This is a genomic window from Chitinophaga sp. CCNWYY40, assembly GCF_037483205.1.
In the GTDB taxonomy this organism is placed as follows: Bacteria; Bacteroidota; Bacteroidia; order Chitinophagales; family Chitinophagaceae; genus Chitinophaga; species Chitinophaga ginsengisegetis.
Map to the genome: position 1 here is coordinate 1,206,196 of NZ_JBBHLF010000001.1, position 26,523 is coordinate 1,232,718.

Below are 26,523 nucleotides of genomic sequence, written 5' to 3' on the forward strand. Positions count from 1 at the left end.
GAAAATATGTTAGGTGTGCACCCTAACTTTTACAGCTTCCCTGTTAAGATATATCCGCACACCTTCATCCCCGCTTTTAGCAATGTAGCCTTCGATGCAGCATTGTCGATATTACACCTCGCGCCCGGCACCCGCCCCATCAGGTAACAAGCTTTTTTTAATTCCTGGATCATAAAACTTCCCAACCCCTGTTTCCGGAAACCATCTTTTACTTCCATATACAAATCAGCAAAGGGCTCATTGTAATTTAGCATTAACCCGCCAGTTGCTACCACTACTTCCTCTTCTTCATCTTCATCCTCCTGTTTCAGGTAATATTTAAACTCATCGCGGCGGTCATTTTCTTTTGCTTCCTGTTGATGGAAAGAGATGCCTGGTAAAATGATTTGGGTTTGAAAGTGATCGTCGAAAAGCAGGTTCTCCGCATTAATGTTTTTGGAATACTGGTACAGCATGGCCGTTAATAACACATCGTTGCTCTGGCACTCCACGCAAACAGCCCCCGATGCCTCCCATAGTTTTAAAAAACATTCACCGGCAAATTTCCGGTAAGGCTTCACTACATAAAACTCAAAAATAGCATCCCGGTCGCTGCGGTTATTTTGCCCCCATACCGCCCCATAGCCCACAGCCGTCCCATCCAGCATGAAGAGGTAGGTATCTGCCCAGCCATAGGCATGACACTTGTTGTAAACAAACTGAAAGTTGCTTTCCTGGAGAAACAGGGAACGGAAAGCCCGGATCTTCCTTAACGTCGTTTTTATTGCCTGCACTTTCATAGCCTTATTTGAATACCCGGTATGAAGGTATATAAAATGTAAAGCCCCATAAACTCTTCCCGGCTAAAACATTTTTATAGACTTTTGTTGAAGTGTATTTCGCTCATCCTTGCCGGCTGACCCGCGTATTATGCTCAATGTCTGAATGTCAACCATTTATCCATTTTGATGCCCTTTATCCCGGTAAAACCCGGCTGATCCCTTATGCAGATTCTTTTCACTTAATAAACACTAAAAAACATGGAAACACAAACCCTTCACATTCCAGCCCTGGAATTTCCGACCCCTTCTGCCATAAGCCCGCTTGCGGAAGAGGTACAGGTACACACTTTTAAATGGGCCCATGAGTTCCGTCTGGAGTCGCCCGAAAAACTCAAACGGTTTAACAAAGGCAAATTTGGCTGGTACGCCGCCCGGGAATATCCCGCCGCAAACTATGAAGAACTATGCCTGGTGGGCGACCTGATCACCTGGCTGTTTACCATCGACGACAAATGCGACCGTTTTTCCTCCGGTACCCTGGAAGGCGCCTGGCTGCGCAATATGCTGAACGGCTTTATCGCCATCATGGAACACCGGGAAAGCGCCGTGGAAACACCCCTGAATGATGCGCTGATCAACATCCGCTCCCGCTTTCAACGCCTCAGCCCCCCGTTCCTGTATTCCCTGTTCTGTAAAGAAATGGTGTCCTATTTTGAAGAATGCCTCTGGGAAACAGAAATGCAGGAAGGAGAGTATAGCCCCAGCATCCGGGAATATCTCCAATGGCGGCCCAAAACCGGCTTCTATATTATGTTTCCACTGGTAAGCATCTTCGGGAAAATTGACCTGCCGGAAGAAGTATACGAACACTGGCTGGTGAAGAAAATAGAACTGTTGCTGAACCTGACGGCCAACCTGGCCAACGACCTCCACTCCCTGGAGCGGGAAAGGGAACTGAAAACGAAAGGACTGAACCTGGTACTGATCTATGAACAGGAACTGGGCATTTCCCTGGAAGAAGCCATTCAGCAGATCTCGGACGAATACCACCGCAATTTGCTCACGCTGGAAGAACACCGCGCCAGCCTTCCCTTCTGGAGCCCGGACATCAATGCACAGCTGGATGTGTATATCGACGGACTGTACATCGCTATCAAGGCTTATTTCGACTGGGCGCTCATCGATACCGAGCGATACAAAAGTAAAGTTTAGGCTTTTATAGATTTAGACGGGAGATGCTTTATCATTTCAGTATACAGATCCTCAAAAGAAAAAGGCTTATTAAAGAAAGCGTTCGCACCTGCCTTTAAAAGCTCCTCGGATTCATTACTGTATTTGTTGAAAGCATCTCCCGATATAACGATAAACGGGGTATCGGAAAACGCAGGAATAGCCCGCAACTGCAGCAGAAATTCCCGGCCATTCATCACCGGCATCTGCGAATCAGTAATAATGATATCCGGCTTCTCCGCCAGCACGGCTTCCATTGCCTCCTGACCGTTACTGCACAACAGGGCCGTTGCACCACCTTTGGTCACAAATTTTTCGATCACATACCGGTTCATCTGGTTATCATCCACAATCAATACCTTCATCCCCTCAAACTCATCTTTCCTGATCTCAAATTTCTTTTCGGCTGTAGTTTCCGGATGCGCGGACCGGTAGGGAATAAAAAACTCAAAAATGGTATGATGATCTTCATTGATCACCCGGATCCTGCCCTCCAGCAACGTAACCAACTGCTGCGTCAGATGCAGGCCGATGCCCGTGCCGGATGTAATATGGTTCCGTTCCGATTCATAGGGAAGAAATAGTTTCTCCTGCCGCTCGGGCGCTATTTCACCTTCATTTTTAACACGGAAATAAATGTAGCTGTCCTCCCGGTAAACACTGATCACCACCTGGCCGCCCGCAGGAGAAAATTTAACGGCATTGGATGTCAGGTTATTGATGATTTTAATGAGAACGATTTCATCACTTTCTATAAATTGCTGGGGCAACTGGTAGTTCAATACGATGCTAACGTTCTGCAAAGCGCCGGTATACTGGTTCATCGCCATACACTGCTCAATACAGTTCCGCAGGTGAACAGTACCCATCCTGATTTCGAAGAACTTGCCGGCCTCAATCCGTTTCAGATCCAGTACGTTGTTTACAATTTCCCGCGATAGCTGGGCGGCGCCCGATAAGTTCTTCAGGTCTGCGCTTATTTCCTGCATGAGAGGCGCCTGCTTATTTTCCTTCCGCACCATATCCAGCAGCTGTGCGATGCCGTAAATACTGTTCAAAGGCGTTTTCAACTCGTGAAATGTTTCCCGCAGGAAAGCCGCATTGGTAGATAATACCTTGTTCGATTTGCTAAGATCATCCATCAGCCGGGTGATCTCCTTTATAAACTCGAAGATGACGAACAATATAAAAGTAAGCATACCACCGGTGGTGCAAAGCCGCATAATATAAGCAGAAGTAGGGTGGATGTCTATCGGTTTGATAAAACCAAAAAAGGTATTCAGCTGTGTTGCCACCAGCAATAAGGCAATGGCCAGCAATAATCCTATTCTTGCCTTGTGCCGTTTATATACCAGGAAAGAGCCGCAAATGAGGAAGATCAGTAAAAAAACAATAACCACTTCAATAGGGATGGCATTGCCCAATAAAATTGTCCAGTAACCCGCGGCTACATAGTGTATGGCAAACATGCTGAAATTGGCGCTGTCCTTCTTTCCCAAACCATTTAAAACAATCACGCCAAGCATCCCGATACCCTCCAGTAATAACGGTAACAGGATCAGTAAACTGTGTACCAGCAGGTAAAAAACTCCTCCAAGGATGAAAACGAGCATACTGGTCAGAAATGCCAGGGAATTGATAATAATGATGGTACGTTTCTCTGACTCCGTGGAATATTGGGTGCCAGCGTTTTTAATAATATTCAAAATATGCATGCGTCATTTTTGAGGGCTGTAGGCGTAGAAAACGTATACATTCTGGTGTGTCTTTCCTGATAAATTAAAACCAATATACGAATTCCTGATAACATACGGGAAAGCGGGGTGTATCCTGTGGCGCACCCGGGTCAGATTGGGGAGGAAACACCGTTTTATCCCCCCGGAAAGCGCTGGTGTAAAAGTTGTATGAGAGAAAGTAAAAAACCAAACAGCCCGATGTTATGAAAGCGCTAACCGACAGTAAACCCAAAAGCAACTTCTTTGAATTAATGGCCACAAAAGTTATCGCCGCCACCGGCAGTCCCTGGGCTTTTTTTGTAGCCCTGGCGGCGATCATTATATGGGCTGTCACCGGCCCGGTTTTCGGCTACTCCGATACCTGGCAGCTCGTTATCAATACCGGTACTACTATCATCACTTTCCTCATGGTGTTCATTATCCAGAAGTCGCAGAACAAGGACGCCAAATCAGTTCAACTGAAACTCAATGAACTCATTGCCGCCAACAAAGCGGCCAGCAACCGGCTGATAGACGTGGAAAATCTATCGGAAGAAGAACTGGATGTGCTGCATAAATATTATGCGGTGATGGTGGAAGAAACAAAGAAAAGAATGAGCATGACAGAATCCCACTCCGTGGAAGAAGCCATAGGAGATGCGATGAGTAAACATGAGGAAGACCTGCTGACCCGTAAAACGCCAAAAGAGAAAGGCCAGCGGAAATAACCGCTGTTTTGGTGTTATTCTTGATGCCTTTCCTAAAAACCTTCTGTTATGATACAGCACCTGAATGCCAATGTGAATGGTCAGTCGTACTCCCTGGATATCCAGCCGGATACCTACAACGGCCGTTCTGTGTATTACTTACTGAACAATAACATAGGAGAACTGTTCCATCATGCAGTACCTGATAACCTCATGCTGATGGAGAACGGTGATGGATTTACCAGCTCCCCGCGGCTTACGGAAATGGAAGGCGGCTACATTGTGCAACAGATCTGGGAGGCCATTCAACACAGTAAGAAACCGTAGTTCAACGGTAAAGAAAATGGATGCATCAACATGTATCCATTTTTTATGAACGTAAAGTATTGTAGAGATTAATACTTGTTGTGTGAATTTTATTCTATGAATATACTTTGGAACGATTGCAGGAAAATACTTTGTGTCCGCCTGGATAATATGGGCGATCTGCTGATGAGTACACCGGCTTTCCGGGCATTGAAAGAATCCTTTCAATGCCACCTTACCCTCCTGACCTCTGCCGCTGCCGCACCGGTAGCAGCGGATATTCCGGAAATAGATGAGGTGATTATATTTAATGCGCCCTGGGTAAAGCATGATCATGTAGTGATGCCGGAAACCTACCAGCAACTGGTGGAAACCCTGCGTAAAGAACACTTCGATGCGGCTATTATATTCACCGTATACAGCCAGAACCCGTTGCCCACTGCCATGCTGGCTTTCGAGGCGGGCATTCCCCTGCGGCTTGCCTATTGCCGGGAAAATCCTTACCAGCTACTTACCCACTGGATTCCGGATGAAGAGCCGCTGCATGCCACGCATCACCAGGTGGAAAGGGATATCAACCTGGTGGCGTACACCGGCGCCAAAGCAGGGAGTACAAAGCTTTCGCTGCAAACGCATGAAACGCATTGGCCGGGTATCATAAAAAAAATGAGACTGTACGGCGCCGATCACCAGCGTCCCTGGATCGTTATGCATCCGATGGTGCAGGACGTTAAACGGCAGTACAACTTTCATAAATGGGTCGAAATCGGTCAGCAGGTGATTGCACATCACCGCTGCCAGTTGCTGATCACCGGCAACACCGGCGAAGAAGCCGCCGCAGAAACCCTGAAAGAAGCGATCGGCCCCGGCGCTATCAATCTTGCGGGGGCTTTATCTGTTGCGGAGTTCGCCCTGCTGATCCGCAAAAGCCCGCTGGTGATTTCAGTGAATACCGGCACCATTCATATTGCCGCTGCTACGGCTACACCGGTAGTGGTGTTATACGCGCTAACAAATATACAGCACACCCCGTGGCGGGTAAGGAGCGAAGTATTATATTTCGATATTCCCCCTGCACTCCAGAGCAAAAATGTATTGTTGCAATATTCCTATCACCAGATCCCTAAAAATCAACTGAAGAAAGCCACCGTGGAAAACGTACTGAAAGCGGTGGACAAACTGATGCAGCCTGTATAGTGATTATTTTTTTGCGGGAGAATAGGGAAGATGTAATGCTTCTTTAAAAAGTAATAACAACTCATGGGTATAATACTGGCGCACTGCCACGGGATCTCCGTTGTTGTCTGCTCTTAAAATACCCTGCCCCACCGGCTGCCCTTTAAAGCTGAAGGCATAGTAAGCAAACAGCTCCGTGATCCCCAGCTCGGGCACAGGCGAGGCATAGCCTGTAATCGCAATGCCCCAGTCTGCCGAAAATAAAGGCCCCACCGCCGCCGACATCTCCAGCGCTACTTTCTCCGACACACAATCGCAGGTTTGTGCATGAATAGGATCAATATTTAAATGTTTTGTTTTCTGCCCGATATTATAAGTGGTAATACCTCCCTGGAAAAAATCCATCGCTTTTTCGGCGAGAGAAAGCATTACCTGCAAATGGCCGGCAGTAACGCTTTCGGCTACGGCCACGGTTTGCTGGTTACCGGTAAGTAGTTGCCTGATCTGGCGCAGTAATTCAATATCAGTGGCTAACGGGTCCATATTTTTAGTCGTTTCTTTACCAATACTAAATCCTGTGCCATACAATACACGCCACAATATAACCGGCGCTAAAACAAAAATGCATGTGTGGATGAGCGAAGCGGCAAACGCCCGGAAACAAAATGAACCAGGCACAAAGGCCACCTTATCTTATAACAAATGCTGCAGTTTGTTCAGCACCGTTTTCATGTTAATACCTTTTCCCAGCAAACCTTTCAGCAGGTCGCCTTCTTCAGCGATCCGTTGCGGCATGTTGTAAATATTGAAGTCAGTTACCTTTAATCCCTTCTTCACTTCTTCCCATCGCAAGGGTGCGGACACGGTTGCTCCCGGCTTTGGCCGCAGGGAGTAAGCCACCGCCATCGTTTGTATTTGCCGGTTCTGCATAAAATCGAGATAGATCCGGCCTTTCCTTTTGGCCGGTGTTCTCAGCACGCTGGTGCTGTCCGGTAATTGTTTATTGGCAATGTTTACAATCAGCTCGGCCAGCATTCTCGATTGCGCAAAGCTGTATTTCGCTCCCAGCGGAATGAGTATATGCATGCCCGTAGCTCCGGAGGTTTTTACAAAAGAGGACGCGCCAATCTCATCTAAAATATCTTTGATCACCAATGCGGTTTCAATCACTTCATTAAAAGAGTTGGTGTCGGGATCAAGGTCTATCAGGCAATAGTCCGGTTCATCAGGATGCTGTATCCTGCTGTGCCAGGGATTTAATTCAATACATCCCAGGTTGGCCATGTACAACAGGGTAGCCCTGTCTTTACAAACAAGAAATGATTTTGTTTCTCCATCCGATTCGCTGGTATAAGGAAAGGTCGGGATCCACGGAGCCACCTTGTCTTCCACATTCTTCTGATAAAAATTAAAACCCCTGATGCCTTCCGGGAACCTGTTGAGCGACTGTGGCCGGTCTTTCAGATAAGGCAGTATATAATCGGCAATGGCCGCGTAGTAGTTGATCATATCCCGTTTGGTAATGCCTTCATCCGGCCAGTATAATTTATCAAGATTGGTAAATTTCAGCAGCTTCCCGTCTACCTTTATTTCTACCTGTTTCTCTTCTTCCGGTAAAAATATGCCCGGCTCTTTTTTCCGGGAGGATGCTTTTTTACCGGCGGGAGGGGGAACAACTTTTACACCCTTTTCATCTGCTGCTTTTTTATCTTCCCGTAATCCCATAAATACCGGCTGACGAAGAATTCCTTCCCGCGTTACCTCCGCAAACTTCACTTCGCACACCAGTACCGGCTTTAGCCAGGTAGCCGGCATGTTTGTCTGCGGCTTTGTTTTAAACGGATGCTCTGGCGCGAGGAGCGACTGGAACTTTGCAAAAAGTTCTTTTAGCAGTTTATCATTAAACCCGCCACCGGTATGACCAATATATTTCAGTTCTTTCCCTTCATATTTTCCCAGTATAATTGCCCCGAAATGCTTGCGGCTGTTCCTGCCGGCGGTATATCCGCAGATGATGGCTTCCATCCGGTGGCTGTTTTTTATTTTCAGCCAGCTCTCTGTTCTGCGGCCCATAATATAGTGGCTGCCGGCTGCTTTGGCCATTATACCTTCCAGTCCTTTATCAATGGCGGCGTTATAAAATGCGGTGCCTTGTCCGCTGATATGATTGCTGTACCGGATGATATCATGATCCGTAGGTATGATCTCCGCCAGGATAGCCTTTCGTTCTTCCAGTGGTAAATGCGTAAGGTCTTTACCATTGTACCAGGGTAAATCAAAAAGGTAGTAAACAAGATGCGCACTTTTGCCGTGTTTGAAATAGTTTTGCAAAGCCTGGAAGTCGGGGTTGCCTTTTTCATCTATTGCCGCAATTTCACCGTCTGTTACGGCCTTTACTTTCCATTGCTGCAACGCTGCTGTGATCACACTGAATTTTTCATTGAAGGAAAGCTGGTTGCGGGAAAGCAGGTCTGCTTTACCGTTGTTGAGATACCCGATGGCGCGGTAACCATCCCACTTTATTTCATAGAGCCAGTCTTCTTTATCAAATGGCCTGGAAGTAACCGTTGCCAGCATAGGTTTTATGCCTTTAGGTATTGGAGCAGTTTTGCCCTTTTTCAACAGCGCGGTATGATTATCTGCTGGTGCAGCTGCTTTTTTTGCAATGGTTTTAGTAAGGGTTTGTTTCCGGTTGCTTTTCCAAACCTTCTCCGGATTTTTTGCTATCTGTTCAATGGTTTTTCCTGAAATGACGGATTTATTTTTGGTGGTGATATCCGTTTTCAATGCGTAACGGTCTTTTACTTTCATCAGCAGCCAGGCATTGTCGCCTCTGCCGGCAGCCTTTACCAATGCAAAAGCGCCTTTGAGTTTTTTTCCTTTGAGTATCAGTTTCAACTTGCCGCTGTGCAGCTGGTGCAGCAGGTCTTTTGTTTGCTGTTTTTTATCGGCGCCATCAGCATCAGCCATTTCATAGGCGCCTTCATCCCATACGATTACAGTGCCGGCGCCATAGTTGCCTTCCGGAATAATACCTTCAAAATCCTTGTAGTTATACGGATGATCTTCTACCATCATGGCCAGCCGTTTTACTTCGGGGTCCATAGAAGGCCCTTTGGGCACTGCCCAGCTTTTCAGTACCCCCCGCATTTCCAGGCGGAAATCGTAGTGCAGGTGGGAAGCATCGTGCTTTTGTACAACAAAGTGTAGCAGCTGATCCTCACCTTTCCCGCCGGTGGGTTCAGGTGTTTTACTAAAGGTTCTTTTCTGCCGGTATTTTTCCAGGCTCATAGCCAGCATATTTTAGATACTGTATATACGCTTTCAGGAGATATCCAGTTGTTCCAGTCCCTGATCTGCGGGGGTATTCAGCACCCGGCCTTCGATATCATAACGGGCGCCGTGACAGGGGCAGTCCCACGACCGCTCCGCATTATTCCAACTCACATCACATTTCAGATGGGTGCAGGTGGGTTTCAACGCATATAACTTACCCGCTTCATCTTTATACAAAGCTATTTTCTGATCTTCATATTCCACTACTTTACCTTCACCGGGAGCTATACCTGCCAGCACTTCCAGCTGTTCGCCGGAAAAGAACTTCCCCATAAATTGTTTCACTACATCCGCATTATGGGAAACAAACTGGCTGAATCCTGCCACAGGTTTAATCCGGTTGGGATCAAACAGCGCTTCATTTCTGGGCTTCTGACCCAACAGGATCCGCTTTAGTAATAAAGCCGCCACACTGCTGTATACCATGCCGTTTCCACCATAGCCCGCTGCCACAAAAATATTTTCTTCCACACCGGGAAGATGCCCGATATATGGCAGTCCGTCTACCGGTTCATAATACTGCGACGACCACTGGTATTTTATTGCTTTCACTTTAAAGTGCTGTCTGATATAGCTTTCCAGCCGGAGAAAACACTGTGCAGTATTTTCTTCCTGCCCGGTTTTATGATCTTCCCCGCCTGCAATCAGGTATTTTTGTCCGTCTACTTCCTGTGTCCGGTAATAGTGATAGGGATCATACATATCATAGATCAGTTCTTCGGGGTACTTATCATCTTCGAGGACAACGGCCATTGCATAGCTGCGGTAAGGAGTGCATCGCAGGTGCAACAGGTTGATGCCGGGCGGAATATGTGTGGCATAGATCACCGACCTGGCCTTAAAGGTGCCGGCATTGGTGGTAACCGTAACGATATCGTTATTATCTACACCCGTTACGCGGCATTGCTGCCGGATGGTACCGCCTGCTGTTTCAAAGGCACGGGCCAGGCCCTGTATATATTGCAGGGGATTGAACTTTGCCTGTTCGCCGGCTTTCATGGCTTTGGTAAAAGGAATGGATACCGGGATGGTATCAATGGGCGTCATTTCCAGCCCGGCTTCGGCAGAGGCGTCTGCAATCTGCTGCAGTTCTTTTTCCTGTTCCTCATTTTGTGCAAACAGGATAGCATTTGCGTCATTGAATCCACATTCAATTTCCCATCTGCTGATATTATGTTTTATCAGCGCAATGGCTTCTGTAACGCTGGCATATACCTGTTGGGCGGCTTCCCTGCCAAAGTTTTTCCGGATCACATAATAGGGTACATCCAGTAACGTGTTCAGATGCGCGGTAGTACCGCCGGAGGTGCCATAGCCGATATTCTCTGCCTCCAGCAACAGGCAGTTTTTTCCTTCATCCTGTAAGAGAAAGGCCGTGCTGACGCCGGTAATGCCTCCACCGATAATGATTACATCATATAATGCTGCGGGTTCAGCGGTGTTAGTTCCTGCAAAGGGCGTTATGTGGTCCTGCCAGAGGCTGATGGAATAAGTATCTCGTGCTATCATAGCTATTGGTTTAATATTGCATACACATGTAAATACTATGCCACGGAAGAGAAGATGGCTTGTTTACGGTTCATGTTGCTGTTCATACTGGCATGATTTTGCCGAAATTTTCAGGGGAAGCATTTCTTTTTTATTGTTTTAAAAAGATGTGTTATGGAACAGCATGATCAAAATATAGCCGCTAAGTAATTAATTTTCTAAACCTTTAAAACGGAATGTTATGCCACTAAAAGATAAAACGATCGGTGGACACACTGAAAAATGTAATACCCGATAAAGACAAAAAAAAGGAAGAAAAGTCGAAGGAAGAAGAAAAGCATACAAAAGACACGGATAACGTATCAGAGTAGTTACATGGTAAAGAAAAGCCCTGGTACGTCGATGCGTACCAGGGCTTTTCTTGGTATAAGCGCGAAAATTATTTCCCCAACGGTAAAATCGATTTCTTCACATCAACTACATACGTATCTGTCCACCGGTCATGCCACGGATGACACCAGGCGCCAAATGCACTGAAGGCATTGAACGGAACCGCACGGCTCAATCCCCGCAGGAAAGCAGTTTTAGCCGATATCTCCGTACCGTCTTCGTTTACTGCACGGGTGCCTGTGATAAGTTTGCCGAGCGACTTTCCCTTGAATACCGCTTCCACCACACCCATATAGATACCATATGCCAGCATGGCGAACAACCGGTCCAGTAAGTTTCCGCCAGGTGAATCTGCATAGTCCAGCAGGTCCGGGTATACAATAGTAATAGGTACCGTTACAGCTATCAGGACAATATAAAAGCTAATCAGGTCTATGACATAATTAGCAAGACGCCGGCCATGACCAGCCATTTCAAGCGATGTTTCATCGGTGAATATGGATTCTTGTGTTTGTAATTCCATAGGTTAAAAGGATTTGACAGTAAAATATGAAATAATAATCTGATTTTATTTCTCAGGAAGACGTTTTTATTTAAAAAAGTCCCTTTATCTAAATGATTGTCCCGTTCATTTTCAGGCAAACATTTATGAAAGAAATAACTTTGCCCCGGAATTTAACCCACGTAAGGAATGCGGAAACAAATGATAACGGTACTTCTAATGCTGATCTGGCTTTGCCAGCTATCAGGCCGTTATGTGGTAATGCTTGGGTTTTATGCAAACCAGGAGTACATCGCAAAAAATTTATGTGTTAACCGCAATCAACCACAACTGCATTGTAACGGTAAATGCCACCTTACCAAACAACTCCGCGAAGAAGACAGGAAAGAACACGAAAGCCCCTGGAGTAAAACTGATAACAGGAGCGAAATATTCTATGCCCATCTCTCTGATAATAATATTTTAAAACCCGCATTCACTGCTGTGCGTACAAACTATCCGCTGTGTTTTAATATAGGCGTTCCCGTTGACCAGCCATCAGCCGTTTTCCGCCCACCCATCGCGGGACTTCCGCATATGCTTTAAAAGCCTGCATCCCTTGCAGGCAGGGCCATCTATTGCCCACACCATTCATAATTATTTCTTCCTAACACCATTTAACATGTATCGTATCCCGCAAATTATACTCACTATCCTGGTGATCAGCAGCGGCATATCCGCCTGCAAAAAAGACGACACCACCCCGGTAGCAGATGAAACCGTGAAAGCCACGTTATCCATTCAGTTTGATAATATCGCCGGCGATAAAAACCTCCAGCTCAATACCGGCACTTATGTCAACGCGGCAGGAGAGGCTTTTAAAGTAGACCGCCTGAAATATTTTATCACCAATATTAAAGTGAGAAATGCAGGCGGACAGGAATATATTGTTCCCAAAGACAGCAGCTATTTCCTCGTATCAGAATCAGAAGCAGCGTCACAGTTTGTAAAGGTGCGTGTACCGGAAGGAGAATATACTTCCCTTAGCTTCATCCTGGGGGTAGACAGCCTGAGCAGCGTAATGGACGTGAGTAAGCGCACCGGCGTACTGGACCCTTCGGCCGGAATGGACGACGGCATGTACTGGGGCTGGAATATGGGATACATCTTCTTTAAAATGGAAGGCATCTCGGATGCCGCGCCAACAGACCCCAGCGGTCAACATAAATTCCGCTACCACATCGGCGGCTTCGGCGGATACAGCGCGCCTACCTTAAACAATAACAGGACCATTACCATCAACCTCAGCGCCGGCGGCGCAGCAAAAGTGCGGCGGGACAGGGAAGCAAACATCCATCTCATGGTAGACATCCTGAAAATGTTCAACGGCGCTACTACCGTCAGCATTTTAACCAATCCCACGGTGATGTTTGGCGACTTCAGCGCAAAGATTGCGGACAACTATACCCACATGTTCCACCACGATCATACGGAGAACTAAAACTAACGGTCATGACTAAACTAAGATGGAGTATCTTTCTGATACTCCTTTTACCGGCATGCAGTAAAAGCAATGAATTAAAAGATGAGATGGATGCCTTTACCGGTTTTCAACAGCCCGCAGGGTTCCCGGCGCCGGTGTATAAACTGGTCAGCAACCCCGTCACCAAAGAAGGTTTTGAGCTGGGGCGTAAACTGTTCTACGAACCACGGCTTTCCCGTAATAACACCATCTCATGCGGCAGCTGTCATATCCAAACCGCGGCCTTCACCCATCACGGACATGATGTAAGTCATGGTATCGACGACCGGCTGGGCAGCCGCAATTCCCCGCCCATCATGAACCTGGCATGGAATACCACCTTCATGTGGGATGGCGGTGTTTTTGATCTCGACCTGCAACCGGTAGCGCCCATCACCAACTTCGTGGAAATGGATGAAACGGTGGGTAACGTGCTGAATAAACTGCGTCAAACATCGCCTTACCCGGCGCTGTTTAAAAAAGTATTCGGCACAGAAGAAATCACCACTGCCCGGATGATGAAAGCACTCTCGCAATTTATGGTAATGGTGGTGAGCGATCAGTCGAAATACGACAGCGTAACCCGTAAACAGGCCACCTTCACACCGGCGGAAAATCAAGGCTATGCCTTGTTTCAACAGAAATGCAGCAGCTGCCACCAGGAGCCGCTGTTCACCGATCATTCCTTCCGGAATAATGGTATCGGCGCCGGTCCCAACAACGATGAAGGCCGGTACCCGATCACGCTGAACCCTGCCGACCGGTATAAGTTCAAAGTGCCCGGTTTGCGCAACCTCGCTTACACCGCCCCTTATATGCACGATGGCCGCTTTTATACGCTGCAGGGCGTATTAAATCACTACGCATCAGAAGTACAGGACGGTCCAACGCTTGATCCGTTGCTGAAAATAAACACGAAGCCGGGCATCCCGCTCAGTGCAACGGAACAACAGTCACTACTGGTATTCCTCAACACACTGAACGACCGGGTTTTTGTTAAAGACAAACGCTTCTCAGAAGAATCACAATAAAACATGCAACGAATGAAAAAAATACTACTGTTGCTGATGGGTATCATCACCGGCATCTATGAAGCCAGGGCCTGTGATATCTGCGGCTGTGGCGTAGGAAGCTACTACATCGGCCTGCTGCCGGATTTTAAAAAGAAGTTCATTGGTGTGCGGTACCAGTATAAAACACTGCGTTCCCACCTAGGTCCTGGCGGCACAACTTCCTATCTTACTACCAACGAAACCTACCAAACAGCGGAATTCTGGGGAGGGTGGAACATCGGCAAACGCTTCCGCGTGCTGGGCTTCATACCGGTTAATTTCAACAGCCGTGAAAACCAGGGCGCCACCCTGCGTAAATCCGGTATCGGCGATATCGCGCTGGTGGGCTACTACCAGTTGCTGGATAAACAACACACCACCGGCAACGGTAAACTGTTGGTACAATCGCTATGGATAGGAGGGGGCATAAAAGTACCCACCGGGAAATATGAGCCCACAGAGCACAAGGAAAATGAAGACACACCCAATAATTTCCAGCTGGGCACCGCCAGCACCGACTTCACTTTAAATGCCATGTACGATGTGCGGCTAATGGATTTCGGCGTAAATGCCAACGTAAGCTACAAGATCAACACCGCTAATAAATACGACTACCAGTATGGGAATAAATTCACGGCAAACATACTGGCTTATTATAAAATAAGAGCAGCGGAAAAAGTAACGCTGGCACCCAATGCAGGCATATTGTACGAAACAGCGGAGATGGATACGGAAGCAAAAAAGTATGAAGTGGATATTTCCGGCGGGCACTCGCTATTGGCCACCGTGGGGCTGGAAGCCACGATGGGCGTCGTTTCCGTGGGAGGTAATTTTCAACCCGTTATTTCACAGCAGCTGGCCGATAGCAGGATTAAAGCCGGAAATCGTGTAATGGTACACGTTACTTATCTGTTTTAGTCCGCATATTGTTATGCCCATGCAATGCTAAACAGGTGAAAGCCATTTTCAAAACGATAGCTTTCCTGCCAGCCATGCAACTGGCAAATCTGGCGCACAATAGCCAGCCCCAAACCGGTGCCGGTTGTATTGGGGGAGGAAGTGCCGAAACGCCGGAAAAGCATTTTCTCCTCCAGCGGCATGGCGCCTGTATTGGATATCTCCAGCAGGTGTGTCTTTAGCGTAATGGTAACCGTATCTTTCGGCTGACTGTGCCGCACCGCATTCATGATCAGGTTGGTGAGCAGGATCTCTGTCAGTGTTTTATTGCCTGATAACACCACGTCCGGTGCAATATGTTTTATTACCTGCAGTTGCTTGTCTTCCAGGAAATCATCCAGCAATGAAATATGTTTTTCCAGCAACGCAGATAAATTGATGGCTTCTTTCCCGGAAAACTGGCTGTTCTCAATTTTAGCCAGCAGCAGCAGGTTTTTATTGATCCGCGTTACTTTCGACAACGACTGATGTGCTTCATCAATGAGCGCAGATTGTTCGTCGGTGATGGGTTTGCTCTGGTGCAGCAGGTCCAGCTTGAACTTCACAATGGATAGCGGTGTTTGCAATTCATGTGAGGCGTTTTGGGTAAACTCCTTTTGTTGTTTATACACTGCAATATTACCTGCAATGAGTTTTTCAAGATGATGATTGAGCGTCTCAAATTCTTCAATCCCGTTTTTTTCAAATTCAATGGCGTATTGCCTGTGCAGGTCAAACGACTGGATCTTTTGCAGGCTGCTGTAAAAAGGACGCCACAGTTTTTCCGATGTTCGTTTGTTGATAAAAATAAGACCACCCAGCAGGATCAGGAAGAAAAGGAATGCCACGCCTGCAATGGCAATGATGGTTTCATGCGATTCTTCCATATTAACTTCCTGCGTAAGCCGGAATACTTTTCCGTTGATCGTAAAGTAGGTAACCAGCCCCTGGAACCTGTCCCAACCCTTGGCGGGGATGTATTTATTTTTCCGGTAGATGTTATACGTGGAGTCTGGCCGTAGCGCAGCAACGGGTTGTAATTGTGTTTCCGGCTGCAGTTTATTCCAGAGTGCCACAGTTTCGGAAAGTTCTTTATCAGTAAGAGAAAGGGCCTGTAAGTTTTGCCGCGTGGTAGCGCTTACAATGCGGTTATGTTCTTTTAATTCATGTGCCCATATGAAATCTATAATGGCGTAATAGGCGGGAATGCTGCATGCCAGCACAATTCCGGTGTATAGCACAAATGCCCTCATCGATTTATTAAGCAACTTATTCATAGCCTTACAGGATGCTTTAAGGCTGCTAAGATAAACTATACTTCCCACCTGTAACCGGTGCCGTAAATAGTTTTCAGGTAATGACCGCACCCGGCCTCACCCAGTTTCTTTTTCAGGTTTTTGATGTGGGCGTAAATGAAGTTGTGATCATCGAGCATCCCGGCAATATCGCCCGACAGGTGTTCTGCCAGTGCATTTTTAGAGATGACCTTATTTTTATTGCCGATGAAATAGAGTAAGAGATCAAATTCTTTTTTGGTGAGAATTACCGGCGCATTATTGATGAGCACTGTTTTCGACAACAGGTTAATGGTAAGTTCATTTTGCCGGATAATATTGCTGTTATTGAATTTTCTTCTTCTGATAATAGAAAAAATCCTGGCCGATAGTTCCGGTAAATGAAAGGGTTTGGCCAGGTAATCATCTGCCCCGGTTTGTAATCCCTGTATTTTATCTTCATAGGAGTCTTTCGCGGAAATGATAATAATGCCTTCTTCTTTATCCCTTTTTTTAATTTCTTCCAGCAACCTGATACCATCGCCGCCGGGCAACATCAGGTCCAGCAGGATACATTCGTATTCAAACATTTCTATTTTTGCCAATGCCTGTTGGTAGGTACCGGCATATTCACATACATAATTTTCGCCTGACAAATAAGAGATAATGCTTTGTGCCAGCTGTATCTCGTCTTCTATAATCAGTAATTTCATGGCACTAAATTATACTTCAATTCTGAATAAATTCTGAATTTATCTGCTGCCAGCAAGGGTTTAATGTGGGGTAGTCATCTCGTTTGTCTTTCTTTATAATTCTTAATTGACTGTGTAATAGTTGTTTATGAATTATGTTGTGTTTTCATTTAGCTTTCAGGAGATGAATAACGGCTGGATCACCGCGGTTATAGGAACAAATCACGGTACACAATGGGGAATGGAACTTTTCCCGATCCGTCTGAGCTAATCGATAGGATTGATTTTTCTTTGCACAAAATTAATCTCGTTGAAACATTTATACCTTATTCTCGGCTTCATTTTAATCAACCTTACTGTACTGGCACAAACCGGTGTCATTAAAGGAAAGATCAGCTCCGCCGACGGGCAGCCTGCAGCATTTGTAACAATTGGATTGAAAGATACTAAAAAGGGCACCCTGACAGATGAAGCGGGTCAGTTTACATTGAAAAATGTAAAGCCTGGTAACTACACACTGGTTATCTCTTACACCGGTGCTAAAACACTGCACCAATCTGTAACCATTGGCGCAGATGAAGTAACCGCCGTAAACATAGCACTGGAAGCTACCGCCAGCCAGTTGAACGAGGTAGTGGTAGATGGTACTAAAACAAGAACGATTAATAAAAGACCGGTAAGCATCGGGAAATTACCGGTGCCGGTAATGGACCTGCCGCAAAGCGTGGCGATTATCGGTCATGAAGTATTGGAAAACCAGCAGGCGCAACGCCTCAGCGATGTGGTGAAAAACATCAACGGCGTATACATGGCCTCCATGAGAGCCGGTACACAGGAAACATTTAACGCCCGTGGCTACGGATTTTCCAGCACCAATACCTTCAAGAACGGTGCCCGCGTTAACTCCGGCGCTATGCCCGAAATGAGCTCCCTGGAAAGGGTAGAAGTACTGAAAGGCAGCGCTGCCATCTTGTATGGCAACGTATCTCCCGGCGCTGTTATGAACATGGTGACGAAACAACCCAAGTTCAATTTCGGTGGGGAAGTAAATCTCCGTGCCGGCAGCTACGGACTGCTGAAACCCGCCTTTGACATTTACGGTCCACTTTCATCTAAAGTAGCCTACCGCGTAAACGGTACCTTCGAAACCGCCGACAGCTACCGCGACCAGGTACACTCCAAACGCTACTATGTAAATCCCTCCCTGTTGTTCAAACTGAGCGACCGCACGGAATTAGTGGTGCAGGCAGATTACCTGAAACACGACTTCACACCGGACTTCGGTACCGGTTCCATTGGCGATACAGCATTGATCAAAACATCACGCAATACTTTCTATGGCGCACCGTGGCAGTATGCACATACACAACAAACCACCGCATCTGCCAACATCAAACATAAACTGAACGATAACTGGGCAATCACCGGCAACATTGCCTACTCTAAATATTACAGGGACTATTATTCCATAGAAAGGATCCAGGCAAAAGGCGACAGCACCTGGGCCCGCCCGCTGGGAAGAAATGGCACCAATGAAGACTACTATGCCGCACAGGTGGATTTAACCGGTAAAGTAAGAACCGGCGCTATAGAGCATACAGTCCTCGCCGGTGTGGATGCCGACAGGTACCTCACAGGCACTTATGGATACACCGTACCATCTATCAACAAAACCACCGGTATCTATGATATCATCAATGTATACGAACCCAATAAGTTCCCACGCCGTACCGATATGCCGGTAGATACGCTGAAAACGATTCTCAACGCACCGGTTAACAGGTTAGGCGCTTATGTACAGGATCTGATCAGCATCTCTGAAAAGATCAAAGTACTGGCGGGTGTGCGTTTCTCTTACCTGCAAACAGAAGCTCCGGTTACCTACGACTTCAAAGGCGGTAAAACCTCCGGTAAATCTAAATACGATCACGCATTTTCACCCCGCTTCGGCCTGGTGTATAAGCCTATCGCTTCCACAGCTGTATTTGCAAGCTACTCCACTTCGTTTACCCCTAACAGTGGTCAGGATATCTATGGTGCAAACCTGGAACCATCCATCATTGAACAGTACGAGCTGGGCGTGAAAAATGATATCCTGAAAGGTCGTTTGTCCGTTAACGTTACAGGATACCGCATCCGGAATAATAACTACGCACAAATGGCGGCGTTTAAGAGCGATGGAACAGTTAACAGCAACACCAACGTAAAAACCCTGATCGGTGAAACCCTCAGCCAGGGCGTGGAACTGGATATCGCAGGTCATCCTGTAGCAGGTCTGGATCTCGTGGCAGGTTATAGCTATAACAGCATGACGATCGAAAAAACACCTGGTCTTACCGGCAGCTCCATAGCAGGAGAACGCCTGGTAGGTAACCCAAACCATACCGCCAATGCAAGCGCATTCTATACTTTACAGGAAACAAAACTAAAGGGACTGAAAGTGGGCGTTGGTTATTACTACCTCGGTCAGCGCTACGCAGGCTGGAACAACACCGTCAATCAAACACAAAAATACAACCGCCTGATTTCTGTTCCCGGCTTCTCTACCCTCGACCTGAGCGCGGGATATGCTTTCAAACGTTTCGCAGTAATGGGTAAAGTATCCAACGTTACCAATACTTACAGCTACTACGTACACGAAAACTATAGCATCAACCCAATACCGCCTACCCAGTTTACCGGAACGGTATCTTACAAATTCTAGTGTAATAAATTATATATACTAAAAAGGGGCTTTCTCGTTAAGAGAGAGCCCCTTTTTTATGAAGAAAAACCACCCCTAAACAATTTCTCCCTTTAATTGTTCAGTAAAATATCTTTTGTAGCTCAACCTAAGTCAAACCGTCTTATTCACCCATTAAGTGTAACATGATGATCAGAGTAATACTCACGTCTATTCTTTTTTTATGCATAAGCCAATTGTTGTTTGCCCAGGATGCCAATTATTGGTCCGGTAACTATGGTCCCGGTGGCTTTTTTACACCCGGTGCCGTTATTGCCAACAACAAGGACAGTGGCGTCCTTTTTTATAATCCCGCATTGCAGGCGCTTACCAAAAAGAAGACTGCCTCTATTTCAGGAACAGTGTACCAGGTAGAATCCATCAAGATTAAGAATGGCGCCGGTACCGGGAAAAACCTGCATTCACGTATTACCTCCAGTGTACCGCAGATGTTATCCGGCATTGTATCGGTGGGTCGCAGGAAACCCATTTATGTCGGCTATGCGCTTACCCACACTTCTGTGCTGAATTATAATGTATCCCAGCAACAGGATACAAAGCTCAATGTGGTTGGCGGCAATGGCAACCCTGCGTTGGAATATTATATCGGCCAGTATAATTTTCAGAACGTTACCAGGGAAACATCTGCCCTTATCAGCTCGGGATTTAAACTTTCCAACCGCTGGGCAATTGGTTTTATGGCAGAAGGACAATCCCGCTCCCAGCACTACAGCGAAAGTTTCACCGCACGTGCCCTGGTGGGCGACAATACCTCCAGCACCATGCCGCTGGCCAGTAACGAAGGCGCCTACCAGGTGGATTATCATCACATTGGCTTGAAATTAAAAATGGGTTTCAGCTATGAAGTAACGAAACATCATTTCGGACTATTACTATCTTCCCCCCTTATTCACCTGCGCGGAAGAGGAACTTTACTGAGCAATAACGCTATCGCAAATGTCCGTTTCCTGGATCAGGAAGCCATTAACCTGCTGGCAAATACCCGGCAAACAGGCCTGAAAACAAACTATAAAACGCCCGCCAGCGTGGCGTTGGGCTATGCATACGACTATCATAAGGGCCAGGTGTATATGGCAGCAGAATACTTCCTCAAAATAAAAGATTATAATATCCTTACCCCGCGCCCTGAAATTTTTGAAAGACCCGATACCGGGAGTAACAATTCATCTACCATCGCATTACTGGAAATGCGGGAAGGCAGAAAAGCTATTTTTAATATGTCCGTTGGCGTTAGTTACCAGCTGAAACCGCAATTAACGGGCTATTGCTCCATTAGAACCGATTTCAATTATGCGGATAGAAAAGATACCGATGGATTTTTACCCAATACATCTACCTGGGATAACTACTATTGCCAGCTGGGCGTAAACATCAAAAGACGCCAATACAATCTCCGCACAGGCATCTTATTAGGCTATGGCCATACCGGCAACTACCAGCAGCCTATTAACTTCGACGATCCGAAAGAGTCTAACCTGCTGACTGGTACCATTGGTACGGTGCCGGCTACACGAATGACCGCCGCTTTGATGATCGCCTTTATTCATAACCTGTAAAAAAGCTGCGCTAAAACTGGACTACCTATTTTATTTAAACTGGACTACAAGTGTAATCCAATTTAAAAGTAATTTCGACGCCAAAATGAACAGGTAATATGGGAGATGTAGTAATCAAAAAAGTAACGCTGAACGACATTGAAGCATTACAGGAAATAGGCCGGCGAACTTTTTACGAAACATTTTCGGCAGGAAACACCGAAGAAAATATGACTAAATATTTGGAAGAAGGTTTTACTTTAGAAAAACTGACAGCCGAATTGAATAATGAAGGTTCCTCCTTTTATTTTGCCATATTTGATAATAAGGTAATCGGGTATTTGAAACTGAATGCAGGACAATCACAAACAGAACTACAGGACGAGAAAGCGCTTGAAATTGAACGGATTTATGTGTTACAGGCGTTTCATGGTAAAAAAGTCGGACAATTACTTTATGAAAAGGCGATGCAAATTGCCACGCAGATAAATGCGCACTATGTTTGGTTAGGTGTTTGGGAAGAAAATCAAAGAGCAATAAATTTCTACACGAAAAATGGCTTCGTGGAGTTTGATAAGCATATTTTCAAACTGGGAGATGATGAGCAGACAGATATCATGATGAAAAAAATTCTAAATTCTGACAAATGATTTTCAATACACAGCCCATACTTGAAAACGACAAAGTAATCCTTTACCCGTTGGAAGAAAAAGATTTTGAAGCTTTATATACTGTAGCATCGGACCCGGAAATATGGCGACAGCACCCTAATCAGGATCGTTGGAAAAGAGAAGTATTCCAGGTATTCTTCGATGGGGCAATGCAAAGTAAAGGAGCATTTAAAATAGTGGACAAAGCCACCAGGAACATTATAGGAAGTACACGGATTTATAACTATGATGAACAGGATAACAGCTTATTTATAGGGTATACGTTTTACGCTACCTCATGTTGGGGAAAGGGGATTAACCAATCAGTAAAAGCGATCATGCTGGATTATGTTTTTCAGTTCGTATCAAAGGTTTATTTCCATATCGGCGCAAACAATATCCGTTCACAAATAGCCATTGGCCGTATTGGGGCAGAAAAAATTGCCGAGGAAGAGGTGACTTATTTTGGAGAAGCACCCAGGTTAAACTTTGTCTATGAAATCAGTAAAGAGAATTGGAGATGAAGTGAATTAAGAAAATACCCGATAGAAGGAAACAGTAAGTCATATATTGTTAATGTTAATCATATAGCTTCATCCGATAATAATACCGTATATACCGGCAAACACGAAATCCCTATTGGCAACGCCTTCAGAGACCACTTCTTCAAAGAATTTGTAAACAAAAAACGCTTCGGGCAACAGCCGCTTCATCCGTAAAAACCGCCTGTGAATAGCGGATTCTGCAAATTGGCATTCCATTTGGACCTACACTGTTATAAATAACAAGGTCATGAAAAAGATATTAATAGTCACTTGTTTGGCCATAGCTGGTTTGTTCTTCGGAAATAACAGCTATGCGCAGGTAAGGGTAAATGTAAACGTTAACATCGGCAACCAGCCTTTGTGGGGCCCTGTAGGTTACGATTATGCAGAATACTACTATCTGCCTGATGTGGATGCCTATTATTATGTGCCTGAACGACGCTTTATATACCTCAACGGCGGACGATGGATCTTTGCGCCATCATTACCCGCCAGCTACCATTACGATTTAAACAGGGGGTATAAAGTGGTAGTCAATGAACCTAAGCCATACCTTCATCCGGATGTGTACCGCAGCAAATACGGAAAGTATAAAGGTAACTATGGCAAGCAGGAGATCATCCGTTACAGCAACGATGAAAAATATTATGTGGTAAAAGGACACCCAAAGAATGGTAAATACAAAGAAGGAAAAGATGACAAGGGCTATAAAGACAAAGGCAACAAGGGCAATAACGGGAAAGGACATGGCAGGAAAGACTAATTTTTCTGCATTCCTCCCGCATCCATTGTTGTTGTTTATTTCATCATTTTAAAAACAAAAGTTAACCCCTATGGCAAAACAAATCGGGTTGCTCCGCTTTACCGGTAAGCTGGGCAATATCATCGGATACCGGAGGAACGGAAATTATTTCGTTCGCACCATGCCGGAAGCAGTAAGGCAAACCGCCGCTACCCGGCAGGCTTCAAGGAATTTTGGCGTCGCCAGCAGGAAAGGAAAACTTATCCGGCGGGCCATCGTCCCGGAGTTGCATATTCACCACGACGGTTCGCTCGTTAACCGCCTGAACAAAGCGCTGATCCAAACAAACAGCGAATCGCTCCGCGGCATAGAAGGGTTCCGCATAAACCGCTATACCGGTACAGAGCAGTTCTTCAGTCAGCAGCCGGTGGTGTCACAACGGGGAGTGGTATGCATACCGGCGCAAACGTTGCCGTCGCAGGAAAATTTCTCCCACCTGGAAATCACGGTTACGGCAGTACGCATTAGTTTCAAAGAGCGCCGGATCACAGGCCGCAGCAGCACAACAGCCACTATCAACTTAAACCAGCCTTTCAGCGGCATGGAGTTGAACACCGCCACCCCGGGAAAAGGAACGCTGCTCATCATCTTACAGGTAAGAAGCTTTAAAGGAACAGATGCAACAGCAAACCGCCGTTTCTTCGCTGCGGATATAATGGCAGTGTTGCCGCCGGCTTCCACCAAACAGAAACGTTTCAAGGCCAATGGCGTTCCGGATGTAAGAAAGCTGTTGTCTCTTCAGCCGGAAACACATAACGGTATTCCCCGCCCCAAACACCCGGAGGGTCAACGGCAGCGGGAGTGAGGCAGCTTTTTCTCCTGATTGAAAATGATTTTTTTTGATAACGAAGTATCTTTCTTCGTGAACCGTTATGCGCATAAGCGCCCAATCACCCGGTTCTCCATAATTGGATGCACTATATCTGCATAAATTCTCCCCGGAAACTACATTTTAAGTCTTCTTTTTACCGGTTTATTGAAAGCATCTTATCTAAAACACAACTCCTGATCAAGTCCACCTTGAAGGCACGTTAAAGCTATGCCTACTGCCATTGTACCGCCATCTCCCGGTATATCCCCGGTTATTCCAATAAAGAGTTATCCTCAATTGGCAGGATTTTGTATATTTATTTACCAGTGGAAATCCCGCTGAATATTCTCTGACCTGATGAACAAACAAGCATCCTTTTCTAATAAGAAAACCGCAAGAATAGCCGGCTTACTGTATTTGGTCGTTGTATTGACCGGGATCTTCAGTTTAGCCTATGTTCCCTCCAAACTCATTGTATGGGATAATGCGCCTGCTACGGTCCTGAATATAAAGACCGCTGAATTTTTATTCCGGCTTGGTATAGTGAGCAGCCTGGTTTGCTACACCTTCTTCCTGTTTTTACCACTGGCCCTGTACCGGTTACTCAAAACGGTTAACGGCAACTGCGCAAAACTGATGGTTATCCTGGCAGTGATAAGTGTACCGGTTTCTTTTGTCAATGTCCTGAACAAATTTGCGGTCCTCAACCTGATAGGGGACGACAGCTACCTGAAGGTGTTTCCCAATGATCAGTTGCAGGCACAGGTCATGTTTTACCTCAACCTGTACAACTCCGGAATTCTGATTCTGAAGATCTTCTGGGGGCTTTGGCTGTTTCCTTTTGGTTACCTGGTATTTAAATCGGGTTTTCTGCCTAAAATACTGGGAATACTGCTGATGGCCGGTTGCGTGGGTTACCTGCTGGATTTTTCCGGAGCGATGCTTTTGCCTCATTATGACGCAATGGGTATCTCCTCTTTTATAAGATTACCCGCCAGTATTGCTGAAATAGGAACTTGTCTCTGGCTGCTGATAATGGGTGCAAAGGAAAGTCCCGCCGGAAAGATCAGCGCATAAAAAAGAGCTATAAAGCTAATGGTTCGTTAGCTTTATAGCTCATACAAACAGCTCAATTATTTGCTGGTAATATTTGTATTAATAGCACTGTGTACCTTCGCCAGTAATTCAGACCCTGAGAATGGTTTCCTGATAAAGTCATCGCCCGGACATGCTTCCATAAGAGAGTCAATATCCTCTGATGCGGAAATGATCAGTATCGGTATTTCTTTGGTGTTAATATCTGATTTCAGGCGTCTGCATACTTCCAGTATATTATGGTCCGGTAGCTGACTGTTTAAAATAAACAGGTCTGGTTTTTCAAATGCTCCTTCCAATAATAGCTTTGCATCATTCACAAAGGATATCTGGTAATGCTTTTTAAGCAATGATGATAAAAGCAGTTTTATATCAACTTCGCTTTCTGTGATGAGGATTTTCCTGGTCATAGTAATACGATTTGATGTGCAGGTGTGGAAACCAATACCGCACCAAAAAAAGCGGCCTGTTCCCTTGGCGCTTGAATATCAATTATTTAAGGAGGATGATAAAGGTATGTCTTTAAGTGTTTTATGGAGATGATACGCTACACACCGGGGTGTTATACGTACATCGATACCAGTTCACTGATACTCACGGCATGGGTATTAATAACGGTATCCATTTCGTTCGATGCCAGGTGACATATATAGCCGGGCATGATGGTTACCGGCTTTAGTTGCCAGGTGCGCTGATGATAGGAAACGGTATCCTCTATGGTATTCAGCTCATGCAGCGCTTCATTCAAACCGGTGCCGGCAGCTTTTAATACCGCCTCTTTCCGGGTCCAGTACCGGTAAAAAATTTCAGGCGCCGCCGGATCATTACGGATGGCGTCCCATTCTTCCGGGGCAAACTGCTGGCGGAAATCTTCAACATGCAGTGGAACGGGCTTTTCAATATCAATACCTACGTATCCTTTGCCGGCAATGGCACATACTGCAATATTACCGGAATGGGAAATATTGAAATCGGGCGCCCCTTTAATATACGGGCGTTTGTAAGGAGTGTATCGGATATCAGCAAGTGTATAGTCAAGGTGCAGGCGCCGGAATGCGTATAGCAACAAATGTTTTCCCAGCAAAGCGGCATGTGCATCTTCCCAACGTCTGTACCTGTATATACCGGGCCTTGCATCTTCAGGCAGCACGGACACCAGCCGGCTGAAAGTGTCTGCGGGCAAGGGGGTATCATAACAACTGTAATAAACAGAGATGTGGGTCTTCGGCATTTTTTTATCAGGTTTAAAAAGAAGGCCTGCAGGTGCAGCACCCGC

Annotated in this window: 25 protein-coding genes; 15 read left to right on the forward strand and 10 right to left on the reverse strand. The window is 46.0% G+C overall.

Annotated features, from left to right (window positions below):
- Nucleotides 1–29: 29 nt before the first annotated feature.
- Entirely contained in the window at nt 30–779 is a 750-nt protein-coding gene (locus V7S65_RS04880; protein ID WP_079467943.1) for a GNAT family N-acetyltransferase, read from the reverse strand.
- Between the two features lie 240 nt (nt 780–1,019).
- Between V7S65_RS04880 and V7S65_RS04885 the strand changes: the two genes are divergently transcribed.
- Nucleotides 1,020–1,973 carry a terpene synthase family protein gene (locus V7S65_RS04885; RefSeq protein ID WP_079467942.1) on the forward strand — a complete coding sequence of 318 codons (954 nt, stop codon included), beginning with the start codon at nt 1,020–1,022 and terminating at the stop codon, nt 1,971–1,973.
- On the opposite strand, the gene V7S65_RS04890 is transcribed toward V7S65_RS04885, so the two are convergent.
- Nucleotides 1,970–3,706 carry a hybrid sensor histidine kinase/response regulator gene (locus tag V7S65_RS04890; protein WP_336386027.1) on the reverse strand — a complete coding sequence of 579 codons (1,737 nt, stop codon included), beginning with the start codon at nt 3,704–3,706 and terminating at the stop codon, nt 1,970–1,972. The genes V7S65_RS04885 and V7S65_RS04890 overlap by 4 nt on opposite strands.
- Nucleotides 3,707–3,930: 224 nt before the next feature.
- Here V7S65_RS04890 and V7S65_RS04895 point away from each other — a divergent pair, with 224 nt between their 5' ends.
- The 3 genes from V7S65_RS04895 (at nt 3,931) to V7S65_RS04905 (ending at nt 5,916) form a co-directional block, all read left to right on the forward strand.
- A complete protein-coding gene (locus tag V7S65_RS04895; protein WP_336386026.1) occupies nt 3,931–4,434 on the forward strand; it encodes a low affinity iron permease family protein in 504 nt (167 codons plus the stop codon).
- A 48-nt stretch (nt 4,435–4,482) separates the two neighbouring features.
- Nucleotides 4,483–4,740, forward strand: a complete 258-nt coding sequence (locus tag V7S65_RS04900; protein WP_336386025.1) for a hypothetical protein — start codon at nt 4,483–4,485, stop codon at nt 4,738–4,740.
- Nucleotides 4,741–4,836: 96 nt separating this feature from the next.
- Complete coding sequence (locus V7S65_RS04905) at nt 4,837–5,916, forward strand: glycosyltransferase family 9 protein (protein ID WP_336386024.1); 1,080 nt, start codon at nt 4,837–4,839, stop codon at nt 5,914–5,916.
- Between the two features lie 3 nt (nt 5,917–5,919).
- Here V7S65_RS04905 and V7S65_RS04910 read toward each other — a convergent pair whose 3' ends face one another.
- The 4 genes from V7S65_RS04910 to V7S65_RS04925 form a co-directional block, all read right to left on the reverse strand.
- Complete coding sequence (locus V7S65_RS04910) at nt 5,920–6,438, reverse strand: CinA family protein (protein ID WP_336386023.1); 519 nt, start codon at nt 6,436–6,438, stop codon at nt 5,920–5,922.
- 150 nt (nt 6,439–6,588) lie between these two features.
- Nucleotides 6,589–9,186, reverse strand: a complete 2,598-nt coding sequence (gene ligD, locus V7S65_RS04915) for a DNA ligase D (RefSeq protein WP_336386022.1) — start codon at nt 9,184–9,186, stop codon at nt 6,589–6,591.
- Nucleotides 9,187–9,219: 33 nt separating this feature from the next.
- On the reverse strand, nt 9,220–10,740 hold the full coding sequence (locus tag V7S65_RS04920; RefSeq protein ID WP_336386021.1) for an FAD-dependent oxidoreductase: 1,521 nt from the start codon (nt 10,738–10,740) through the stop codon (nt 9,220–9,222).
- A gap of 418 nt (nt 10,741–11,158) precedes the next feature.
- Nucleotides 11,159–11,632 (reverse strand): RDD family protein, encoded by a 474-nt coding sequence (locus tag V7S65_RS04925; RefSeq protein WP_079467934.1) that lies wholly within the window; start codon nt 11,630–11,632, stop codon nt 11,159–11,161.
- A gap of 168 nt (nt 11,633–11,800) precedes the next feature.
- On the opposite strand from V7S65_RS04925, the gene V7S65_RS04930 reads away from it, so the two are divergent.
- The 4 genes from V7S65_RS04930 (at nt 11,801) to V7S65_RS04945 (ending at nt 15,082) form a co-directional block, all read left to right on the forward strand.
- Nucleotides 11,801–12,196: a hypothetical protein gene (locus V7S65_RS04930; RefSeq protein WP_339545261.1), complete on the forward strand. Its 396-nt coding sequence runs from the start codon at nt 11,801–11,803 to the stop codon at nt 12,194–12,196.
- A gap of 76 nt (nt 12,197–12,272) precedes the next feature.
- Nucleotides 12,273–13,091 (forward strand): MbnP family protein, encoded by an 819-nt coding sequence (locus V7S65_RS04935; RefSeq protein WP_336386019.1) that lies wholly within the window; start codon nt 12,273–12,275, stop codon nt 13,089–13,091.
- Between the two features lie 11 nt (nt 13,092–13,102).
- Nucleotides 13,103–14,143 carry a cytochrome-c peroxidase gene (locus V7S65_RS04940; protein WP_336386018.1) on the forward strand — a complete coding sequence of 347 codons (1,041 nt, stop codon included), beginning with the start codon at nt 13,103–13,105 and terminating at the stop codon, nt 14,141–14,143.
- 12 nt (nt 14,144–14,155) lie between these two features.
- Nucleotides 14,156–15,082, forward strand: coding sequence for a transporter (locus V7S65_RS04945; RefSeq protein WP_336386017.1), 927 nt, complete (start codon nt 14,156–14,158; stop codon nt 15,080–15,082).
- Nucleotides 15,083–15,093: 11 nt separating this feature from the next.
- On the opposite strand, the gene V7S65_RS04950 is transcribed toward V7S65_RS04945, so the two are convergent.
- Entirely contained in the window at nt 15,094–16,377 is a 1,284-nt protein-coding gene (locus V7S65_RS04950) for a sensor histidine kinase (protein WP_336386016.1), read from the reverse strand.
- 35 nt (nt 16,378–16,412) lie between these two features.
- Nucleotides 16,413–17,087 (reverse strand): response regulator transcription factor, encoded by a 675-nt coding sequence (locus V7S65_RS04955; protein WP_111578649.1) that lies wholly within the window; start codon nt 17,085–17,087, stop codon nt 16,413–16,415.
- Nucleotides 17,088–17,376: 289 nt separating this feature from the next.
- On the opposite strand from V7S65_RS04955, the gene V7S65_RS04960 reads away from it, so the two are divergent.
- The 7 genes from V7S65_RS04960 (at nt 17,377) to V7S65_RS04990 (ending at nt 25,229) form a co-directional block, all read left to right on the forward strand.
- The gene (locus V7S65_RS04960; RefSeq protein ID WP_336386015.1) at nt 17,377–19,770 is read left to right on the forward strand and encodes a TonB-dependent receptor; all 2,394 of its coding nucleotides are present in this window, start codon (nt 17,377–17,379) and stop codon (nt 19,768–19,770) included.
- A 167-nt stretch (nt 19,771–19,937) separates the two neighbouring features.
- On the forward strand, nt 19,938–21,365 hold the full coding sequence (locus V7S65_RS04965) for a hypothetical protein (protein WP_336386014.1): 1,428 nt from the start codon (nt 19,938–19,940) through the stop codon (nt 21,363–21,365).
- A gap of 98 nt (nt 21,366–21,463) precedes the next feature.
- Nucleotides 21,464–21,994, forward strand: coding sequence for a GNAT family N-acetyltransferase (locus tag V7S65_RS04970; protein WP_336386013.1), 531 nt, complete (start codon nt 21,464–21,466; stop codon nt 21,992–21,994).
- Nucleotides 21,991–22,518 (forward strand): GNAT family N-acetyltransferase, encoded by a 528-nt coding sequence (locus V7S65_RS04975; RefSeq protein WP_336386012.1) that lies wholly within the window; start codon nt 21,991–21,993, stop codon nt 22,516–22,518. The genes V7S65_RS04970 and V7S65_RS04975 overlap by 4 nt, the downstream gene beginning before the upstream one ends.
- A 268-nt stretch (nt 22,519–22,786) precedes the next feature.
- Nucleotides 22,787–23,302 (forward strand): hypothetical protein, encoded by a 516-nt coding sequence (locus tag V7S65_RS04980; protein WP_111578645.1) that lies wholly within the window; start codon nt 22,787–22,789, stop codon nt 23,300–23,302.
- Nucleotides 23,303–23,372: 70 nt separating this feature from the next.
- Entirely contained in the window at nt 23,373–24,146 is a 774-nt protein-coding gene (locus V7S65_RS04985; RefSeq protein ID WP_336386011.1) for a hypothetical protein, read from the forward strand.
- A 363-nt stretch (nt 24,147–24,509) separates the two neighbouring features.
- A complete protein-coding gene (locus V7S65_RS04990) occupies nt 24,510–25,229 on the forward strand; it encodes a DUF4386 domain-containing protein (RefSeq protein ID WP_336386010.1) in 720 nt (239 codons plus the stop codon).
- A gap of 56 nt (nt 25,230–25,285) precedes the next feature.
- On the opposite strand, the gene V7S65_RS04995 is transcribed toward V7S65_RS04990, so the two are convergent.
- Together V7S65_RS04995 and V7S65_RS05000 are read right to left on the reverse strand one after the other, a co-directional pair.
- A complete protein-coding gene (locus tag V7S65_RS04995) occupies nt 25,286–25,657 on the reverse strand; it encodes a response regulator (protein ID WP_079467920.1) in 372 nt (123 codons plus the stop codon).
- A gap of 152 nt (nt 25,658–25,809) precedes the next feature.
- Nucleotides 25,810–26,478, reverse strand: coding sequence for a 4'-phosphopantetheinyl transferase family protein (locus tag V7S65_RS05000; protein ID WP_336386009.1), 669 nt, complete (start codon nt 26,476–26,478; stop codon nt 25,810–25,812).
- Nucleotides 26,479–26,523 lie beyond the last annotated feature (45 nt).